The organism is Flagellimonas crocea, from assembly GCF_033441595.1.
Classification (GTDB): Bacteria; Bacteroidota; Bacteroidia; order Flavobacteriales; family Flavobacteriaceae; genus Flagellimonas; species Flagellimonas crocea.
Genome location: NZ_JAUZVX010000004.1, coordinates 190171 through 206478, shown reverse-complemented (window position 1 = coordinate 206478; position 16308 = coordinate 190171). Strand labels below are relative to the sequence as shown.

General features: G+C 42.6%; 20 protein-coding genes. 6 read left to right on the top strand and 14 right to left on the bottom strand.

The genetic code is table 11. From position 1 onward, the window contains the following. Positions 1-31: 31 nt before the first annotated feature. The 8 genes from SD449_RS14325 to SD449_RS14290 all read right to left on the bottom strand — a co-directional run bounded on the left by SD449_RS14325 (position 32) and on the right by SD449_RS14290 (position 6141). Entirely contained in the window at positions 32-595 is a 564-nt protein-coding gene (locus SD449_RS14325; protein WP_318311514.1) for a PepSY domain-containing protein, read from the bottom strand. A gap of 295 nt (positions 596-890) precedes the next feature. Beyond that, positions 891-1223, bottom strand: coding sequence for a DUF3291 domain-containing protein (locus SD449_RS14320; protein WP_318311512.1), 333 nt, complete (start codon positions 1221-1223; stop codon positions 891-893). Positions 1224-1330: 107 nt separating this feature from the next. After that, entirely contained in the window at positions 1331-2248 is a 918-nt protein-coding gene (locus tag SD449_RS14315) for a TraB/GumN family protein (RefSeq protein ID WP_318311511.1), read from the bottom strand. A 6-nt stretch (positions 2249-2254) separates the two neighbouring features. Further along, on the bottom strand, positions 2255-2677 hold the full coding sequence (locus SD449_RS14310; protein WP_318311510.1) for a DUF3052 domain-containing protein: 423 nt from the start codon (positions 2675-2677) through the stop codon (positions 2255-2257). A 50-nt stretch (positions 2678-2727) separates the two neighbouring features. Beyond that, positions 2728-3570, bottom strand: a complete 843-nt coding sequence (locus SD449_RS14305; RefSeq protein ID WP_318311508.1) for a metallophosphoesterase — start codon at positions 3568-3570, stop codon at positions 2728-2730. Positions 3571-3628: 58 nt separating this feature from the next. Then, on the bottom strand, positions 3629-5155 hold the full coding sequence (locus SD449_RS14300; RefSeq protein ID WP_318311507.1) for a carbon-nitrogen hydrolase family protein: 1527 nt from the start codon (positions 5153-5155) through the stop codon (positions 3629-3631). A gap of 175 nt (positions 5156-5330) precedes the next feature. Further along, positions 5331-5825 (bottom strand): SRPBCC family protein, encoded by a 495-nt coding sequence (locus SD449_RS14295; protein ID WP_318311506.1) that lies wholly within the window; start codon positions 5823-5825, stop codon positions 5331-5333. Continuing rightward, positions 5815-6141 (bottom strand): metalloregulator ArsR/SmtB family transcription factor, encoded by a 327-nt coding sequence (locus SD449_RS14290; RefSeq protein ID WP_318312107.1) that lies wholly within the window; start codon positions 6139-6141, stop codon positions 5815-5817. The genes SD449_RS14295 and SD449_RS14290 overlap by 11 nt, the downstream gene beginning before the upstream one ends. Positions 6142-6499: 358 nt before the next feature. Between SD449_RS14290 and SD449_RS14285 the strand changes: the two genes are divergently transcribed. Next, positions 6500-7432, top strand: a complete 933-nt coding sequence (locus SD449_RS14285; protein WP_318311505.1) for a peptidylprolyl isomerase — start codon at positions 6500-6502, stop codon at positions 7430-7432. A gap of 424 nt (positions 7433-7856) precedes the next feature. On the opposite strand, the gene SD449_RS14280 is transcribed toward SD449_RS14285, so the two are convergent. Both SD449_RS14280 and SD449_RS14275 read right to left on the bottom strand, forming a co-directional pair. Continuing rightward, positions 7857-8051: a cold-shock protein gene (locus SD449_RS14280; protein ID WP_014034358.1), complete on the bottom strand. Its 195-nt coding sequence runs from the start codon at positions 8049-8051 to the stop codon at positions 7857-7859. An 83-nt stretch (positions 8052-8134) separates the two neighbouring features. Next, the gene (locus SD449_RS14275) at positions 8135-8773 is read right to left on the bottom strand and encodes a peroxiredoxin (protein WP_318311501.1); all 639 of its coding nucleotides are present in this window, start codon (positions 8771-8773) and stop codon (positions 8135-8137) included. Positions 8774-8929: 156 nt separating this feature from the next. On the opposite strand from SD449_RS14275, the gene SD449_RS14270 reads away from it, so the two are divergent. Next, complete coding sequence (locus SD449_RS14270; RefSeq protein ID WP_318311499.1) at positions 8930-9472, top strand: YfiT family bacillithiol transferase; 543 nt, start codon at positions 8930-8932, stop codon at positions 9470-9472. Position 9473: 1 nt separating this feature from the next. Here SD449_RS14270 and SD449_RS14265 read toward each other — a convergent pair whose 3' ends face one another. The 4 genes from SD449_RS14265 to SD449_RS14250 all read right to left on the bottom strand — a co-directional run bounded on the left by SD449_RS14265 (position 9474) and on the right by SD449_RS14250 (position 12888). Next, positions 9474-10022 (bottom strand): GNAT family N-acetyltransferase, encoded by a 549-nt coding sequence (locus SD449_RS14265; protein WP_318311497.1) that lies wholly within the window; start codon positions 10020-10022, stop codon positions 9474-9476. Positions 10023-10026: 4 nt separating this feature from the next. Beyond that, a complete protein-coding gene (locus SD449_RS14260) occupies positions 10027-10587 on the bottom strand; it encodes a thioredoxin family protein (RefSeq protein ID WP_318311495.1) in 561 nt (186 codons plus the stop codon). 96 nt (positions 10588-10683) lie between these two features. Next, positions 10684-11058, bottom strand: coding sequence for a PUR family DNA/RNA-binding protein (locus SD449_RS14255; protein ID WP_318311493.1), 375 nt, complete (start codon positions 11056-11058; stop codon positions 10684-10686). A 75-nt stretch (positions 11059-11133) separates the two neighbouring features. Continuing rightward, positions 11134-12888: an ABC transporter ATP-binding protein gene (locus SD449_RS14250; protein WP_318311491.1), complete on the bottom strand. Its 1755-nt coding sequence runs from the start codon at positions 12886-12888 to the stop codon at positions 11134-11136. A 180-nt stretch (positions 12889-13068) separates the two neighbouring features. Between SD449_RS14250 and nusB the strand changes: the two genes are divergently transcribed. The 4 genes from nusB to SD449_RS14230 all read left to right on the top strand — a co-directional run bounded on the left by nusB (position 13069) and on the right by SD449_RS14230 (position 16279). After that, the gene (nusB, locus tag SD449_RS14245) at positions 13069-14016 is read left to right on the top strand and encodes a transcription antitermination factor NusB (protein WP_318311490.1); all 948 of its coding nucleotides are present in this window, start codon (positions 13069-13071) and stop codon (positions 14014-14016) included. 38 nt (positions 14017-14054) lie between these two features. Beyond that, positions 14055-14531, top strand: a complete 477-nt coding sequence (locus SD449_RS14240; RefSeq protein ID WP_318311489.1) for a DUF1573 domain-containing protein — start codon at positions 14055-14057, stop codon at positions 14529-14531. A 13-nt stretch (positions 14532-14544) separates the two neighbouring features. Further along, entirely contained in the window at positions 14545-14838 is a 294-nt protein-coding gene (gene yajC, locus SD449_RS14235) for a preprotein translocase subunit YajC (protein WP_318311488.1), read from the top strand. 91 nt (positions 14839-14929) lie between these two features. After that, positions 14930-16279, top strand: coding sequence for a Gfo/Idh/MocA family protein (locus tag SD449_RS14230; RefSeq protein WP_318311486.1), 1350 nt, complete (start codon positions 14930-14932; stop codon positions 16277-16279). The last annotated feature ends 29 nt before the right edge of the window (positions 16280-16308 follow it).

Sequence of the window (16308 nt, the reverse complement as noted above, 5' to 3'; positions counted from 1 at the left end):
CAGGGTTTGGGCGGTTTTTTTTGGACAAACCTTAGACTTTGTTCGCTTTTCTCATGCGTTTGGGACCATACCACAACCAAAAACCTGTAATGGTAAAAATGAGGAGCGAAATACCCATCACGGAAGTATAAAACAGTTTTACGTAGCCATCGGTACCTAAATAATCATCTATTATGGAACCATCGTGCACGTTTTCCAAAAAGTCCGATCTTCGTTTACCAATGGAAAGTACTTTCCCTGTGGCCCCATCCAATTGTATTTCATAAAAGGAATCTACGAACACAAACTTAACGGACCCTTTTTCCTTTCTCATATCGATCCGGTCTATTTCCAAGGAAAGATTGGGGGATACTTCGCTGTGCAAGGTGGTGCATGCAATGGTATGTAGACTATCCACGGGCAGCCATTGTTTTAGGTCTGCAGTGGTCCCTTTTTGTGTTTTTGGGATGATGTATCCGTTGGAGTTCTTTTTCCAGCCCAAAAGCAGGCCTGAAATAGATATGAAAAAGAAGAATATAAACAATAGTGCTCCGGTAGTTCGGTGTACTTTTCTAAATATGCGTAAAACTTTGGCCTGCTGCTTTCTTTTGCCCATTCATGAGAGTTAAAAACGCTAAATATCAGCAAATTTTATGGAAAGCAAATAGGGGTAAACTCCCAATTTTTATGGGCAATACGCTATTTAACATAAAATTTAGAATGTTGTGCGGGGAAGCCTATCAACTTACATGAATTATCTAGCTGCCTGACATGCCTTGCATTTATTTTGATCGATGGTTTGAAGGAATGCTGGCTTAAAACCTTAGGATAACAAAAGCCGATCTAATCATACCTAGGTGCATTGAAAAGGTATCATAGCATCGGTGCAAGCGGAATAAAATTTATGGACATCAAAACCTGATTACAGAAGCGCTTTCCAAGAGTTTTTTTGCCTCTTCCCAGTTGGGGAGCGCGGTGGCATCTATTGTTATGGTACGGATTTCCTTGGCGATTTTTCCGCTATTTCTCATGGCCTCCAAATGTGCCCCGGTTTTGGCAAATTCTTTGAGTTCTTCCTCGGAGTTCCACAGCGTCATGGTGTAATGTTTGGTCCAGACGCCTTTCTTTTTAAATTCTTTGCAATTGGTGGTCCTTAATTGCTTTAAAATTTTTAGGGCTTGTGCAGAAAGTGCAAAAAATTTGAACGGCCCTCTCAGTTCAATGTAAGTAATGGTAGCTTTCATCCGTGATGTATTGTTGTATTAAAAAAAAGGGGCCTGCACAACAGGGATAAATATACGTCAAGCTTGTGGTTAAGCCTATGTTTTAAGACCAAAAAAATAACAACTTGTTAGTTGTCCAGATGATGGGAGAGGTCTATGGGCTCAACGACCAAACCGTTTGCCCTGAGGCGTTCGATTAAGCCACATTGATACATCAGGTGACGATACCCGACTGCGATAAAGCAATCCTTCTCCTTCACCAGATCAGGTATTGTTTTTAGCCATTCTTTATTTCTTTCCTTGATCAATATGTCATTGGGGCAATCTTCGTCCAATTGATAGTCAAGGTCAAATCTTCGATATTTCTCGGCAAGTTCGCAATCACCTTCCTCTATGGATTCTGTGATCAGCTTGTCGATCCATAACCGTATCGTCTTCCGTTCTTTTTTCCAGGTTGGGGAATCAAACTCTTTTTCGATAAAATCCAATTGAAGACTATCGCTTTCCAGCCCCATCAATGCTATATTGTTCTCTTTGGCAAGATGAACCAGATAATTGTCTAGATGGTCCCACGTATCCGTTGGTTGTACGGTACTACAAACAATTTCCTGAAATACCTGTTGTAGTTTCCACCTCAGTTCTATAGGTTTCAGTCGATACAGGTCAACTTTCCAATCGGCGCTGATTCGCTTTAATTTTTTAAGATCACGTTTCCTCAATGCTTTTTCAATTTCCAGGGAGCGTTCTCTTTTGGCAATGATCTTTCTGGTGTGGTCGGCATCTTCAATGGATTCAAAAATGGCGAGTTCTGACTGGACCAAGGCGTTCTTTATTTCCGGGATGGAATCCACAAAAGAGTTTCCAAATTGATGGAATGTGCCAAGTAGAATGGATTCTTTATGGTTTATGGTATCCGTAACGCTCCATAGAATCGTTTTTTGACCAACCCCCGACCACGTGGCAGTTAAAAAAAAGAGGAGGTTCAGCGTCAAGGTGGTCCCGAGCTTTGGAATTTTGATAGAGTATGTGTTCTTTGGTCTGTTCAATGGTCTTTATTTTCTGTCTTTGACAGGAATTACGAATTTAAGTCCTGACCATGTTTCGTCCACGGCACAAACTTTAATGTCCACAAGGCCGTTTTTCAAACCCGTTTCACGAACAATGTTTCCATTGAGGTCCGTTTCTACCTTGGCCGTTTTCTTGGGCCACGAAACCCAAATTGTTCCATTTTGCTCCATTTCTTGTTTTAAAAGAGGGATGTCACTGTTCAGTTCGGAAGTACTTTTGGTGAAATAATGGATGAAATCTTTTTTGGACGTACTAATGGATAGATGGATAAGGTCATCCGGAAAATCTGAAAACAAGGTATAATACCCTTTGGGTTCATTAATGATTTTCACTTTGAACCCGCTTTTTATACCAAGTTTTTTGGCCAAAGGGGTCCCGGAATATCCAGAAGTTTTGGGCTCGCTCATGGGAATTTTTTTTAGTTGTTTTGAGATTGCTGGTTTCTTTCCGATTGTTTCTAAGCTCTTTCAAGTTGAAAGACCGTAATTTCTGGTCTTACATTGAACCTTACCTGCCACAAATGTCCCACAGCTCTATTGATGTACAAGGTCCTTCCGTCCTTCAAGTCTATTTCTCCTTGCGCGTATCTCTTGTTTTTAACGGGTAGCATAGGTGCTTTCAGGAAAGGTGGTTTGCATTGTCCACCATGGGTATGGCCCGATAATATCCAACCGGTATATCCATTCCAGACATTTAGGTCGCAAACATCAGGGTTGTGGCAAAGAATTAAGTTGGCCTTGTTTCTATCATACGCCTGCATTACTTTTTCGGGGGCAAAGTTCAGAGCCCAGTAATCGTCCAGCCCAATAATGTTTAGCCCGTCGATTTCGGTTTGGGCGTTGTTCAGCACTTGTACCCCGGCATTTGTCAACTGGTCAGAAATCCTATCGGCTACCTCTTGTTCCGCCCAATCTTCTCCGTAGTCGTGGTTTCCAAGTATTCCTACGGTTCCAATTTTGCCCCTTACTATGTGTTTTAGTACTTCTTCCAATTGGTCAAACTGCTTTTCATTTTCATAGCTCACATAATCACCGGTATAGACCACGTAGTCGGGGTCAAATTTTTGGGCTTTTTTAAATGAATCTATGATGTAACTGTAATCAAATCGATTTCCAACATGGATGTCACTAATTTGCATCAATGTTTTGCCCACAAGCTTATCCGGTAAATTGGCGATCGGCATTTTCTTTTTTACAAACTCCAACCAAAAGGGTTCAATTTGCCAAGTGTACAAACCGGTCAAAAATCCAATTCCGACCGTTGCCAAGGATGCTCTTTTTATAAATTTCCTTCTTTTCATGGTAATTGGCAAAAAGCTTTGTTGCGGGAGGATACTTACCTGTCCTGAATAGGAGTGGCTACCTTTTTTTTAGTTCAAACAAGTCTTTTCTCCTATCCTTAAGGTTTCTGACACTACCAAACTGATGTAGCTCCCTTAGTAAATCGATGTCCAGGTCGGCAATCAATATCATCTCTGCATTTGGGGTGGCCTCTGCCTTTATCCCATTGGTAGGGAAGGCAAAATCGCAAGGCGTAAAAACCATGGATTGCGCATACTGTATGTCCATGTTGTGCACATTGGGCAAATTTCCCACACTACCGGCAATGGCAACATAGCATTCGTTTTCTATGGCCCGGGCCTGGGCGCAATTTCTCACCCTTGAATATCCATTCTGAGTATCGGTCAAAAACGGGACAAAAAGGATGTCCATTCCCTGATCGGCCAGTAACCTGCTCAATTCGGGAAATTCTGAATCGTAACAAATCAATATTCCTATTTTACCGCAGTCGGTATCGAATACTTTGAGTTGATTTCCGCCTTGTAGCCCCCATACTTTTGCTTCGTCGGGGGTTACGTGCAATTTTTCGTACCGCTCTATGGTCCCATCACGTTTACAGAGATAGCCTACGTTGTAGAGTTTTCCATCTATGACTTCCGGCATACTTCCTGCCACAATATTGATGTTGTACGAAATAGAGAAATTGGAAAATTTCTGGACCAGTTCCTCGGTATGTTTCGCTAGTTCCCTTATGGCATCGGCCTCGCCCAAATGGTTGTTCTTGGCCATTAGGGGCGCATTAAAGAATTCGGGGAAAAGTGCAAAATCGGAACGATATCCGGAAACGGCATCGATAAAGTATTCGGCCTGTTGTAACAAAGAATGGATGTCCTCGTAGGGTCTCATTTGCCATTGTATCAGGCCCAGCCTTACCACTTTCTTTTTGGTGGCCGCTTTTTTCACGGGTTTTTCGTAATAAATATTGTCCCATTCCAAGAGCACGGCAAACTCTTCCGAAAATTTATCGCCTTCCAAATAGCCTTTGAGGATACGGGTCGGGTGAAAATCGTTGGACATTTGAAAGTTAAGTACGGGGTCATTGATTTCTTTGTGCCTTACTTTTTCGATGTATTCCTTTGGGCTGAGCTTATCGGAATACTTATGGTAATTGGGAATCCGTCCTCCAAAAACAATGCTTCTTAGATTCATTTTTTCGCAAAGTTCTTTCCTGTAGTCGTAAAGCCGCCTACCAAGCCTTAGCCCCCGGAACTCCGGTTTTATGAATACATCTATCCCATACAGAACGTCACCGTGCTCATGGTGTGACTCGAAGGTGTAATCGGCCGTAATTTCCCGGTAGGTATGGTTATCATCAAAAGTGTCGAAGTCAACTATTATGGACAGTGCGCAACCAGCTATCTGGTCGTTTACTTTTATAACCACCTGACCCTCTGGGAATTTGTTCAATAGCGTTTTGATGTGACTTTCTTTCCAATAGGCTTCGGGCATTGAGGCATAGGCCGATTGCATCACATCCTTGATCTCTAAATAGTCCTCTATCTGAAGGTACAGCAGTTCAACTTTATCTATCTCGCTTATTTTCATTTTATATTTTTGATTGTAGGCAATGGATTTATATAAGAGTGGCGGCGAATTTGAAGCCGTGGCTCTTACGCATACAAGATAGCATAATTCAATGTAAAATGGGCCCGGTCGCGATCAAACTGCCGTTGCCCATTTAATTTTTTTGGATATTATTTACGGTTAAGGACTTCTTTTTTTATGACTCCAATAATTCTGATAAATAGTTCAATGTCATCGTAAATCCTTCTTTGAATCCCATTTGAATCTGCATTTCAAGGTCTTCAAGTTTTTCGTGCTTTATGGAGATTTTGACGGTCGTTACCCCATCGGTTTCCACAAAATCCAAATTCCATTTGGCAGATGGCATTTGCTCGTTAAGGTTTCCTTCCTCGTCGGTAAAGCCGCCCGTAAACTTAAAATTATCCTTCGGCGAGATCGAGGTGAAATTCTGTATGCCCCAGTGCTCTTCTCCTTCGGGACTTACCATAGCGTACAAGCGTCTGCCTCCTTCTTCAAAATTCATTTGCTTTGTTCTTGATTTCCATGGTTTTGGAGCCCACCATTGGTCCAGGATATCCTCTTTTGTAAAGGCATCCCAGACCAAGGTTTGGGGTGCATTGAATTCGCGTGTTATGTTAACGGTACACGTTTCTTTGTTCACACTAAAGTTGAACAGTGGATTACTTTTCATTTTTTGTGTTTTTAAGTGTTGATAATAGATTGTCCAATTGGTCAAAACGGTCTTCCCATAGCTTTCTGAACTGCTCTAACCATACATCGACCTCTTTCATTTTTTCAATCTTCAGCTCGTAGTAGATTTCCCTGCCTTGTTGATTGGCGCGGACGAGGTCGCACTCGTTCAGAATCTGGATATGTTTTGAAATCGTGGGTCTGGCCGCATCAAAGTTTTCGGCAATTGCGCCGGCCGTCATGGCTTGCGAAGTGAGCATCACCAATATGGCCCGCCTCGTGGGGTCGGATATGGCCTGAAATATGTCTCTTCTCAATTTCATTATGAAGCTATTTGACTACAAATATAAATGAAGTTATTTAACTACCTATTTTTTTTTCTTTTTTTTCAAAATTGGGAATCAAATGTAGATTCCCAGTCCATCTAAATCAATTTGTCCAAATATTCAATATTGTTGGAGCCGGTATCAGTTCCAAATGGATTAAGGCAATCCTTCAATTGATTGAACTGTCAACGATAAAGTGGCACCACACCGCTTTGTGCCAAATTTTAAATCAGGGCCACCTTTTCCATAGCCGTTATGGTTTCCTCTTTTACGCTTAGCCATAAACCCATATCTTTGCAGCCTCGAAAAAGCAGAGAAAGCAGTTACTAACAATCTATTATAAAATACAATGCAAGAAGGAATCTACGCAAAGTTCAATACTTCCAAGGGAGAAATATTGGTGAAACTTACCCACGACAAAACACCGGGAACGGTCGGCAACTTTGTTGCATTGGCCGAAGGTAATATGGAAAATAGTGTAAAGCCCCAAGGAAAGCCATACTATGATGGCTTGAAGTTCCATAGGGTGATTGCCGATTTTATGATCCAGGGAGGATGCCCCACCGGAACCGGAACAGGGGACCCGGGCTATAAGTTCGATGACGAGTTTCACCCCGACCTAGTGCACGATGGCCCTGGTGTACTTTCCATGGCAAATGCCGGACCTGGTACCAACGGAAGCCAGTTCTTTATTACGCATGTGGCCACACCTTGGTTGGACAATAAACATACCGTATTCGGCAAGGTAGCGGAAGGACAGGATGTAGTAGATGCCATTGCACAAGGGGACACCATAGAAACCTTGGAAATCGTAAGGGTAGGTGAAGAGGCCAAAAAATGGAACGCGATAGAAGCTTTTAGGATGTTCGAAGGAGAACGTGAAAAAAGAATCGCCCAAGAAAAGGCCAGGGCAGAAGAGGAAATGGAAAAATTGGCAGCCGGTTTTGAGAAAACGGATAGTGGACTGCGCTATAAGATTATCCAAAAAGGAAATGGGACCAAGGCCGAAAAAGGCAAAACAGTCTCCGTTCACTATGAAGGGGCACTGGCCAACGGACAGGTCTTTGATTCTTCTTATAAAAGAAACCAGCCCATTGATTTTGCGCTGGGCATCGGACAAGTGATTCCTGGTTGGGACGAAGGTATAGCCCTCTTACAGGTAGGGGACAAGGCACGTTTTGTGATTCCTTCCCACTTGGCATACGGAAGCACGGGAGCGGGAGGAGTGATTCCACCCAACGCTACGCTGATCTTTGATGTAGAATTGATGAAGGTAAAATAACAAGAAGCATTATCAATAAAAAAGCTCCCGACACGGGAGCTTTTTTATTTTGCCCTATTTACGCTCAGCAAAAGCAAGCAAACGTTTAAGGCCAATAAGGTAATCATTACACTAAAAAAAGTAGTCATGGCTTATCGTGTTTATTAGGTAACAACCCAACGGTGAAAAACCCTACCTATTGCCCAAAAACCTTTTTTAAATTTATTTATTGGAACCATTTACGCTCCAAACCAATAACAAGGCATTAACGATCAACAGAAAGGACAGTACTCCAAAAAAGGTGTTCATTTATAAGGTTTTAATGGTTATGGGGAAACTGTGTTCTATGTGTTAGATAAGAAAAATCCGAAAGGGTTGCGTACAGGGAGCAAAAAAAAAGCCCGGGCTTTTGCCCGGGCCTTACTATAAAAAAGTATGTTATAACTTAATCCGCAACTTGTACATTGACGGCGTTTAATCCTTTTTTACCTTGTTGTAGTTCGAATTCTACAACGTCACCTTCCCTAATTTCATCGATTAAACCAGAAATGTGTACGAAGTGATCTGTGTTTGAACCATCTTCAGTGATAAATCCATAACCTTTAGAATCATTGAAGAATTTTACTGTTCCTTTACTCATAATATAAATTGAAAATAATTAATTGAGCAACAAAGGTACATTTAATTTATTGATAATCAGTTTTTTTATTCAAATAAAAAAAATTATGCCGTAGGGTCGGGGGTCAAGCGCAGGTATGGTTTGATTTCCTCCACGCCCTTGGTAAAAATTCCTTTGGCTTCTTCCGTAGGTATAGCAGGGCTTACCACCACTTTTTCTCCATTTTTCCAGTTGGCCGGTGTTGCCACTTTGTGGTTCGCCGTCAATTGCAAAGAGTCCACCACACGCAATAATTCATAAAAATTACGACCGGTAGAGGCAGGATATGTCAAAGTAAGCTTGATTTTTTTGTCCGGATCGATAATAAATACGGAACGCACGGTCAAAGTACTGTCCGCATTGGGGTGGATCATATCGTAAAGATCAGATACCTTTCTTTCCACATCTGCCACTATCGGAAAATTGACTTTTGTGTTCTGCGTTTCGTTGATGTCCTTGATCCATTCCATGTGAGAAGCTGCCCCATCCACGCTCAAGGCCATCATTTTCACATTTCTCTTGTCAAACTCGTCCTTGAACTTGGCCGCAGTGCCCAATTCGGTGGTGCATACCGGGGTAAAGTCCGCAGGGTGAGAGAATAGGATGCCCCAGCTATCGCCAAGGTATTCATAAAAATTAAGGGTTCCTTCCGAAGTTACCGCGGTAAAATCCGGTGCGGTGTCTCCCAATCTTAGAGTTGCCATATGTTATGTTTTTAGGTTTAAAAAATCAGTACCCTACAAAATTACTAGATTATTTCGGTACACCGTTTAAAATCAGTTAAAAGTGTATTAAAATATTGTAGTTTTCACCAGCGGTCTTTCTTGCCTAAATTCCTATAAAGTTGCTACATTTATGACATGGAAAAAAAGGATTTGGAACAACTGCGCTATCCCATCGGACATTTTGAAGCGCCAAATACCATTGCACCGGAAGATCTGCGACAATGGATCGAGGTTTTGGAACATTTGCCCCAACGTTTAACAGACTTGGTATCCCCACTTTCTGAAAAACAGTTGGAGACACCTTACAGGCCTGGGGGATGGACCGTGCGCCAATTGGTGCACCATATCGCCGATAGCCATCATAACAGTTATATCCGGTTCAAGTGGTCCCTAACGGAGCAGAACCCTGTTATAAAGGCATACGATGAAAAGGCCTGGGCTGAACTCTTTGATACCCGTACGGCCCCAATCCAAATGTCACTGGACCATTTAAAGGCGGTACATGCCAAATTGGTTTATTTGCTCAAAGGTCTGTCCTCCGAAGATTTAAATCGGGTATTTGTGCACCCCGAGGGAAACCAAGAAACCACCTTAAAAGAAAATGTGGCCCGCTACGCATGGCACAGCAACCATCATTTTGCCCACATCAAAAATCTGGTGAAACGAGAGGGATGGTGACCTAAAGCTTTTTGGTCAGTATCCACATAGCCTTTTCCGAGGGTTTCACTTTGGGGAGGGTAACTTCACTTGCCCTTTTGATGCGGTAGCCGTTTTTTTGGTAAAAATGGATTGGATTTCCTTTCTGCATGGCGTCGAGCCAAACCACCTTTTTGTTCACGTTCCTTGCCGTATCTTCAATGAATTTAAGCAACTGCTTTCCAATGCCCTTTCCAGAGTGTGCTTTGAGCAGATATATTTTCTCCGCTTTGAGTGCATCCGCATCCGGAATTTCATCAATGCCGCAATTCTTCACCAATTTTAGAACTCCAACAGTTTCTCCTTCCCATTGCACCAAATAGTTGAGCGCATTGGGGTCCAGTAATTCTCGTTCCACGACTTTACGGGTGAGCCCATGCGAAATGTAAGGAGTTGGGTCCTCGTTTTCCCAAAGGTGCAGGTAGTGCTCGCAATAGGATTTTATCCCGACTTCCAAGTAGGTGTCAATATTGGCAGAGGATAGCGGCTGCAAGGCAAGTTGTGTAGGTGAAGGGAAGGTTTTGGTTTCCATGCGGTCAGCTGTTTTTCCATTTAATATTGCAACCAAGACTTGGTTTTTGGTTTTCGCTCACCTTTTCATTTTTCAGGACGGACTCAATGGCTCTTTCAAGGTCTTGTCCCGTTAGCGGAACCCCATTTCCCGGACGGGAATCGTCAAGCTGACCTCGATATACCAAGGCCATATCTGCATCAAAAAGGTAGAAATCCGGTGTGCATGCCGCATCGTATGCTTTGGCCACTTCTTGGGTCTCGTCGTACAAATAGGGGAAAGTATAACCTTCTTCCTTGGCTTTTTCGGTCATCACGTGAGGCGCATCCTGCGGATAATTTTCCACATCGTTACTGGAAATGGCCACAAAGGCAATTCCCTTTTTCTGATATTCCTTGGCCAATTTTACAATCATTGGGTTTACGTGGATCACAAAGGGACAATGGTTACAAATAAACATGATCACGGTACCTTTTTCCCCTTTCAACCCATCCAAGGAAAGGGTATTGTGCGAAACGGTGTCCAAAAGGTTAAAATCTGGGGCCTTGGTGCCCAAGGGGAGCATATTGCTTGGTGTCCTTGCCATGGTTTATCTAATTTTTAGCGTTCTAAGACTATGGTAAAAATAAAAAACGACCCGCAGAAATACGGGCCGTTACATTTTTTTTAAGGGAATCGACTTTTAAATGTCATCGAAGCTCACATCGGTAAAGTTGCCCGTTGCGGTCCCGTTTTCACTAAAGCTATCTTCTTCCTCCTTTTTAAAATCTTTTTGATGGCGTTCAGAGATGACCTCACTCCCTTTTTCATCGATGATGTAGTCCATCATTTCTTCCATGATTTCACGGAAGGCACTGAAATCTTCTTTATAAAGATAGATTTTGTGTTTTTTGTAATGGAAAGAACCATCGTCGTGGGTGAATTTTTTGCTCTCTGTAATGGTAAGGTAGTAATCCCCGGCCTTTGTGCTTCTTACGTCAAAAAAGTAGGTTCTTCTTCCTGCTCTTAGGACTTTCGAATAAATCTCTTCCTGATCCATTGTATCTTTCTGGCCCATATGGTTTAGTGTATTTGGTGCTTTGTTGAATTATGTCACCAAAAATGTAAAAAAAAAGCTAATTCAGCAACTTTTTTATGATTCTTTGCCAGAGAGCTGATTGATGTAGAGTTCTTTATAATACCCATCCGTGTTGTTCAATTCGTCGTGGGTGCCCTCCTGAATGATCTCGCCGTTGTCCAGTACAATGATTTTGTCCGCATTTTTTGCCGATGAAACCCTGTGGCTCACAATGAGTGTGGTCTTGCTTTCCGAGACTTTTTTCAAATTATTGAGGATTTCCTCCTCGGTTTCGGTATCCACCGCGGATAGACAGTCATCAAAAAGATAGATTTTTGGGTCCTTTAAAAGGGCACGGGCAATGGAAACCCGCTGCTTTTGTCCACCGCTCAAAGTAATACCGCGTTCTCCTAAAATGGTATTGTATTTTTTGGCAAAACCTTCAATATTTTTATGCACCACTGCCTTTTTTGCCACTTTAACGATATCCTCGTGCGTAGCATTTTCGTTGCCAAAACGAATATTGTTCTCAATGGTGTCCGAAAAAAGGAACGCGTCCTGTGGCACGGCCCCGATGGAACTTCTTAAACTATCCAGATTGAGTTTTTGCACGGGTACGCCATCCAACAGCACTTCCCCGGAAGTCGTGTCGTACAAACGAGCCACAAGGTCCAATATGGTCGATTTGCCTGCACCGGTCTTTCCCAAAATGGCAACCGTCTGCCCGGCATCTACCTTGAACGATATATTCTTTAATGCCGTAATATCGGTATCTTCATAAGTGAAGGTCACATTTTTGAACTCAATATCGCCCTTTATCGGGGTAGGTTCCTTGACCAAATTTTGAATAGAGGGCTCTTCTTTCAGAAACTCGTTGATACGTTTCTGTGAAGCCTCCGCCCGCTGTACGATGGATGTCAACCAACCCACAATGGCAACTGGCCAAGTGAGCATGTTCACGTAGAGTATGAACTCGGCAATGATCCCGATGGTTTCAATTTTCCCGCTGATGTATTGGCGTCCGCCAATGTAAATGACAAAAATATTACTGATGCCGATCAACAATATCATCAATGGAAAAAACCAGGCATTTACCTTTGCTAGGGCCATGCTGGTATCTTTCCCTTCCTTCGCAAGGTCCTTCAGTTCCGCATTTATACGTGGTTCAATACTATATGCCTTGATCACTGAAATCCCCGAAAAGGATTCTTGGGTAAAGGTGGAGAGGGTGGATAAAAATTCTTGGACCTTGGTACTTCTGTTATGGATGATTTTACTGATCTGATAGATCAAAACCGATAAGATTGGTAGGGGCAGTAACGTATAGGCGGCCAAAGTAGGCGCTTTAATGAACATGAGTGGAATCAAACAAGCAAAAAGAGTCAGCGTTTGTATGCCGTACATAATGGCCGGTCCACCATAAAGCCGAACTTGGTTGATGTCCTCACTGATTCGGTTCATCAAATCCCCGATCCTGTTCTTTTTATAAAAATTAAGACTGAGGAGCTGGTAATGGTCAAATACTTCATTTTTAAGGTCGTATTCAATATAACGGGACACGTTGATAATGGTCTGGCGCATCAAAAAAGTAAAAAGTCCAGAAAGAAGGGCGGCCCCGATAATAATCAAAATGTATTGGAGCAAAAGTCCCTTGGCATCCGAAAGAGAAATCACATCAGAAGAGAAATCCTCCACGGCCTGTATAGATTTGTTCACATACGAGGGCATGATGAGGGAAAAAATACGTGCAATAATGGTGATCAAAACCCCAAGAAACAGTTTGAGCCAGTATTTTTTAAAATATTTGTTGAGGTGCTTGAGTTCCTTCATACAAGGGGAGTAGCAGTTTTTAAAAGTCGGTTATCGCGGATAATCCCGCAAATATATACCATACAGCACAAAGTAAATGTTATAAAACTGATAAGAAAGCAAGTTTGGTAGGTAAGATTCAAATATAAGATTACTTTTGCGGTGTGAAAGCCAAACAATGACTTTAAAAAGTTCTTAAACATGCTTACCCGAAGGCACATTAGAGTAAAAGTAATGCAATGCATTTATGCATTGGTGCAATCCAAGGACGATTCCTTGCAAAAACAGGAAAAGTTCCTGCGAGTGAGTATAGAAAACATGTACGTTCTATACCTGTTGATTTTGAGCCTATTGGCCGAGCTGCACCGTTTGGCGGAAAAGCATGTGAGCCACGCTTCCAAAAAGTATGTGGCCACCGAAGAGGATAAGTACCCAAATCCCGAAAAATTCATCAAAAACCGATTGCTCTCGCAATTGGTGAACAACGAGGTACTGAAGAACGAACTTTCCAAACGTAAATTGAACAATTGGTATTTGAACGACGAATACGTAAAGATCATTTACCGAGAAATCGCAACGAGCGATATTTATAAGGAATACATGTCCAATGGCGAGGACAGCTATGAGGACGATCGAAAGGTGATCATCCAATTGTTCAAGGAGATCATTGCGCCCAATGAAAAAATCTACGATTATTTTGAAGACGATAAGTTGACCTGGGTGGATGATTTTCCCATTGTGAATACCTATCTCGTAAAACGGTTGAAAAAGGCCAAGCCCGATTCCGGAGACCGATACTTTTTACCTGCTCTGCTAAAAGACCAAGAAGATATGGATTTCGCCAATGATCTATTGACAAAGACCTTGCTGAACGATGCAAAGTGGGAAAAGGAAATTGAAGGGAAGACACCCAACTGGGACAATGATCGGATTGCGGAAATCGACTCCATCATTTTAAAAATGGCCATTTGTGAACTGCTCAATTTCCCGTCCATTCCAGAAAAAGTAACATTGAACGAGTATTTGGAAGTGGCAAAAGAGTACTCCACACCCAAGAGCAGCATCTTTATAAATGGGGTACTGGACAAGTTGGCCAAAGAGTATAAATCAAACGGTAAGCTCCAAAAAATAGGTAGGGGCCTACAATAAACAATAATTGTTTAATTTTGGGAAAACAAATTTTAATCATGAAAAGAATAACGACAATTTTTAGTTTGATCATGGTGGTTGCCCTAACCAGCGTATCATGTAAAGACAAGGCTTCTGAAAAAATAGTTGCCGACAATGTGGAAAGTGCCGTAAGCCGCGATGAAGCGGACAAAATGGTTCCCGTAATGACCTTTGATAAAATGGAGCACGATTTTGGTACCATTCAAAGAGGTACCCCACAGGAATTTGCTTTTAGTTTTACCAACACGGGAAATGCCCCATTGATCATCACAGATGCAAAGAGTAGCTGTGGCTGTACCGTTCCAAATCCACCAAAAGAGCCCATTGCACCAGGTGAAACTGGAGAATTGGTAGTAAGGTTTAACGGTTCTGGTCAAAATCAGGTAACCAAAACAATCACTGTAAACGCCAATACCGCCAAAGGTTCCGAAATTTTAAGGATCAAGGCATTTGTGCAAGCACCGGGAGCTACACCAGCAGGACCCGTAAAATAACTAAAACACCTCAATGGAAAACCTAGGACAGTTTTTACCTCTGATATTGATTTTTGTGGTGGCCTATTTTTTTATGATACGCCCACAGATCAAACGTCAGAAGGATGAGAAAAAATTCGCTTCAGAACTTAAAAAAGGAGATAAGATCATCACCAAGAGTGGACTGCACGGCAAAATAGTGGAATTGAACGACAAGGATTTTTCTTGTATTATCGAAACCATGGCCGGTCGTTTAAAGTTTGATCGCTCAGCCATCTCCATGGAAATGAGCAAAAAATTGAACACTCCTCCTGCGGAAAAGAAGTAAGCGAAAATCATATAGTATTAAAAAATTGGCGTCCCTTGAAGTTCAACTTTGAGGGACGTTTTTTTGTATCTTATACCAAATTTTGAAACCTATGGGAACAAGAAGACAATTTGTAAAACGAGGAGGGCTATACGCAGCTGGATTCGGTGCATCATTAATGTTACCAATGGACTTATTGGCATCCGTTAGGCGCAATATCAGCCCTAACGATAAAATCCAGGTGGGTCTTATCGGCTGCAAGGGCATGGGTTTTTCCGATTTGAGCTCCATGTTACAGAACAGCGAAGTGGATGTGGTCGCCCTTTGTGATGTCGATGAGAACGTGTTGAGGGAACGGACCGCCGACTTGGAAAAAGCGGGCATTAAAAAACCAAAATGGTACTCGGATTACAGAAAGTTGTTGGAAGATAAAGATATTGATGTCGTAATAATAGGAACACCGGACCATTGGCACTGTCTGCAACTTACCGATGCCATTGATGCTGGAAAGGATATATACTGTGAAAAACCTATCGCCAACTCCGTGGCCGAGAGCCAAGCTATGCTTGCCAAGGTGAACGGAAGTGATAGAATGGTCCAAATAGGGCAATGGCAGCGCAGTGAGCCCCATTTTGTGGATGCCATAAGCTATGTGCATTCCGGCAAGTTGGGACAGATACGTTTGGTAAAGGCATGGGCCTACCAAGGATGGATGCAATCGGTGCCCGTGGTTCCGAACAGCCCGGTTCCTGCTGGTGTGGATTACGGTATGTGGTTGGGGCCGGCAGAGACCCGACCGTTCAATGAAAACAGGTTCCACTTTAATTTCAGATGGTTTTGGGACTATGCCGGAGGTTTAATGACGGATTGGGGCGTACATTTGATCGATTATGCCCTTTTTGGCATGAAGGCGTCTACGCCCAAATCTGTGATGGCCATGGGCGGTAAGTTTGCCTACCCCAACGATGCGGCCGAAACTCCTGATACGTTGCAGACTGTTTACGATTTTGGAGACTTTTCCCTTCTTTGGGAACATGCCACTGGAATTGACGGCGGCAATTACGGACGAAACCACGGGGTTGCCTTTATTGGCAATAATGGGACTTTGGTTCTCGATCGTGGTGGTTGGGAGGTAATCCCGGAACACGATCGGCCACATTGGAGTCAAGATTTAGGACCTAAAATTGAAGCGGTTCCTCTGCAAAAAGGCGTTGGACAAGGCTTGGGATTGCATACACAAAACTTTATAGAGGCGATAAAAACGCGAGATAAGACCATTTTGAAGGCACCTATTAAAATCGGTTATGATGCCGCGGTGGTGAGCCATATGGGGAATATTGCCTACAAAACGGGCGAACGTCTGTTCTGGGATGCGGAAAACCATAAGTTTAACCATTCGGAAGCTGATGCTCTAATATCCAAGCAATACCATAATGGATGGAAGTTCCCGAAGATGGGATAGGTAGGTTTTTGGTGAAAATTAAAAGTGAC

Excerpts from the sequence above, each read along its gene's own strand:
- SD449_RS14325 (WP_318311514.1), bottom strand. The coding sequence starts at position 595 with ATGGGCAAAAGAAAGCAGCAGGCCAAAGTTTTACGCATATTTAGAAAA.
- SD449_RS14320 (WP_318311512.1), bottom strand. The coding sequence starts at position 1,223 with ATGAAAGCTACCATTACTTACATTGAACTGAGAGGGCCGTTCAAATTT.
- SD449_RS14310 (WP_318311510.1), bottom strand. The coding sequence starts at position 2,677 with ATGAGCGAGCCCAAAACTTCTGGATATTCCGGGACCCCTTTGGCCAAA.
- SD449_RS14305 (WP_318311508.1), bottom strand. The coding sequence starts at position 3,570 with ATGAAAAGAAGGAAATTTATAAAAAGAGCATCCTTGGCAACGGTCGGA.
- SD449_RS14300 (WP_318311507.1), bottom strand. The coding sequence starts at position 5,155 with ATGAAAATAAGCGAGATAGATAAAGTTGAACTGCTGTACCTTCAGATA.
- SD449_RS14295 (WP_318311506.1), bottom strand. The coding sequence starts at position 5,825 with ATGAAAAGTAATCCACTGTTCAACTTTAGTGTGAACAAAGAAACGTGT.
- SD449_RS14285 (WP_318311505.1), top strand. The coding sequence starts at position 6,500 with ATGCAAGAAGGAATCTACGCAAAGTTCAATACTTCCAAGGGAGAAATA.
- SD449_RS14280 (WP_014034358.1), bottom strand. The coding sequence starts at position 8,051 with ATGAGTAAAGGAACAGTAAAATTCTTCAATGATTCTAAAGGTTATGGA.
- SD449_RS14275 (WP_318311501.1), bottom strand. The coding sequence starts at position 8,773 with ATGGCAACTCTAAGATTGGGAGACACCGCACCGGATTTTACCGCGGTA.
- SD449_RS14270 (WP_318311499.1), top strand. The coding sequence starts at position 8,930 with ATGGAAAAAAAGGATTTGGAACAACTGCGCTATCCCATCGGACATTTT.
- SD449_RS14265 (WP_318311497.1), bottom strand. The coding sequence starts at position 10,022 with ATGGAAACCAAAACCTTCCCTTCACCTACACAACTTGCCTTGCAGCCG.
- SD449_RS14260 (WP_318311495.1), bottom strand. The coding sequence starts at position 10,587 with ATGGCAAGGACACCAAGCAATATGCTCCCCTTGGGCACCAAGGCCCCA.
- SD449_RS14255 (WP_318311493.1), bottom strand. The coding sequence starts at position 11,058 with ATGGGCCAGAAAGATACAATGGATCAGGAAGAGATTTATTCGAAAGTC.
- SD449_RS14250 (WP_318311491.1), bottom strand. The coding sequence starts at position 12,888 with ATGAAGGAACTCAAGCACCTCAACAAATATTTTAAAAAATACTGGCTC.
- nusB (WP_318311490.1), top strand. The coding sequence starts at position 13,069 with ATGCTTACCCGAAGGCACATTAGAGTAAAAGTAATGCAATGCATTTAT.
- SD449_RS14240 (WP_318311489.1), top strand. The coding sequence starts at position 14,055 with ATGAAAAGAATAACGACAATTTTTAGTTTGATCATGGTGGTTGCCCTA.
- yajC (WP_318311488.1), top strand. The coding sequence starts at position 14,545 with ATGGAAAACCTAGGACAGTTTTTACCTCTGATATTGATTTTTGTGGTG.
- SD449_RS14230 (WP_318311486.1), top strand. The coding sequence starts at position 14,930 with ATGGGAACAAGAAGACAATTTGTAAAACGAGGAGGGCTATACGCAGCT.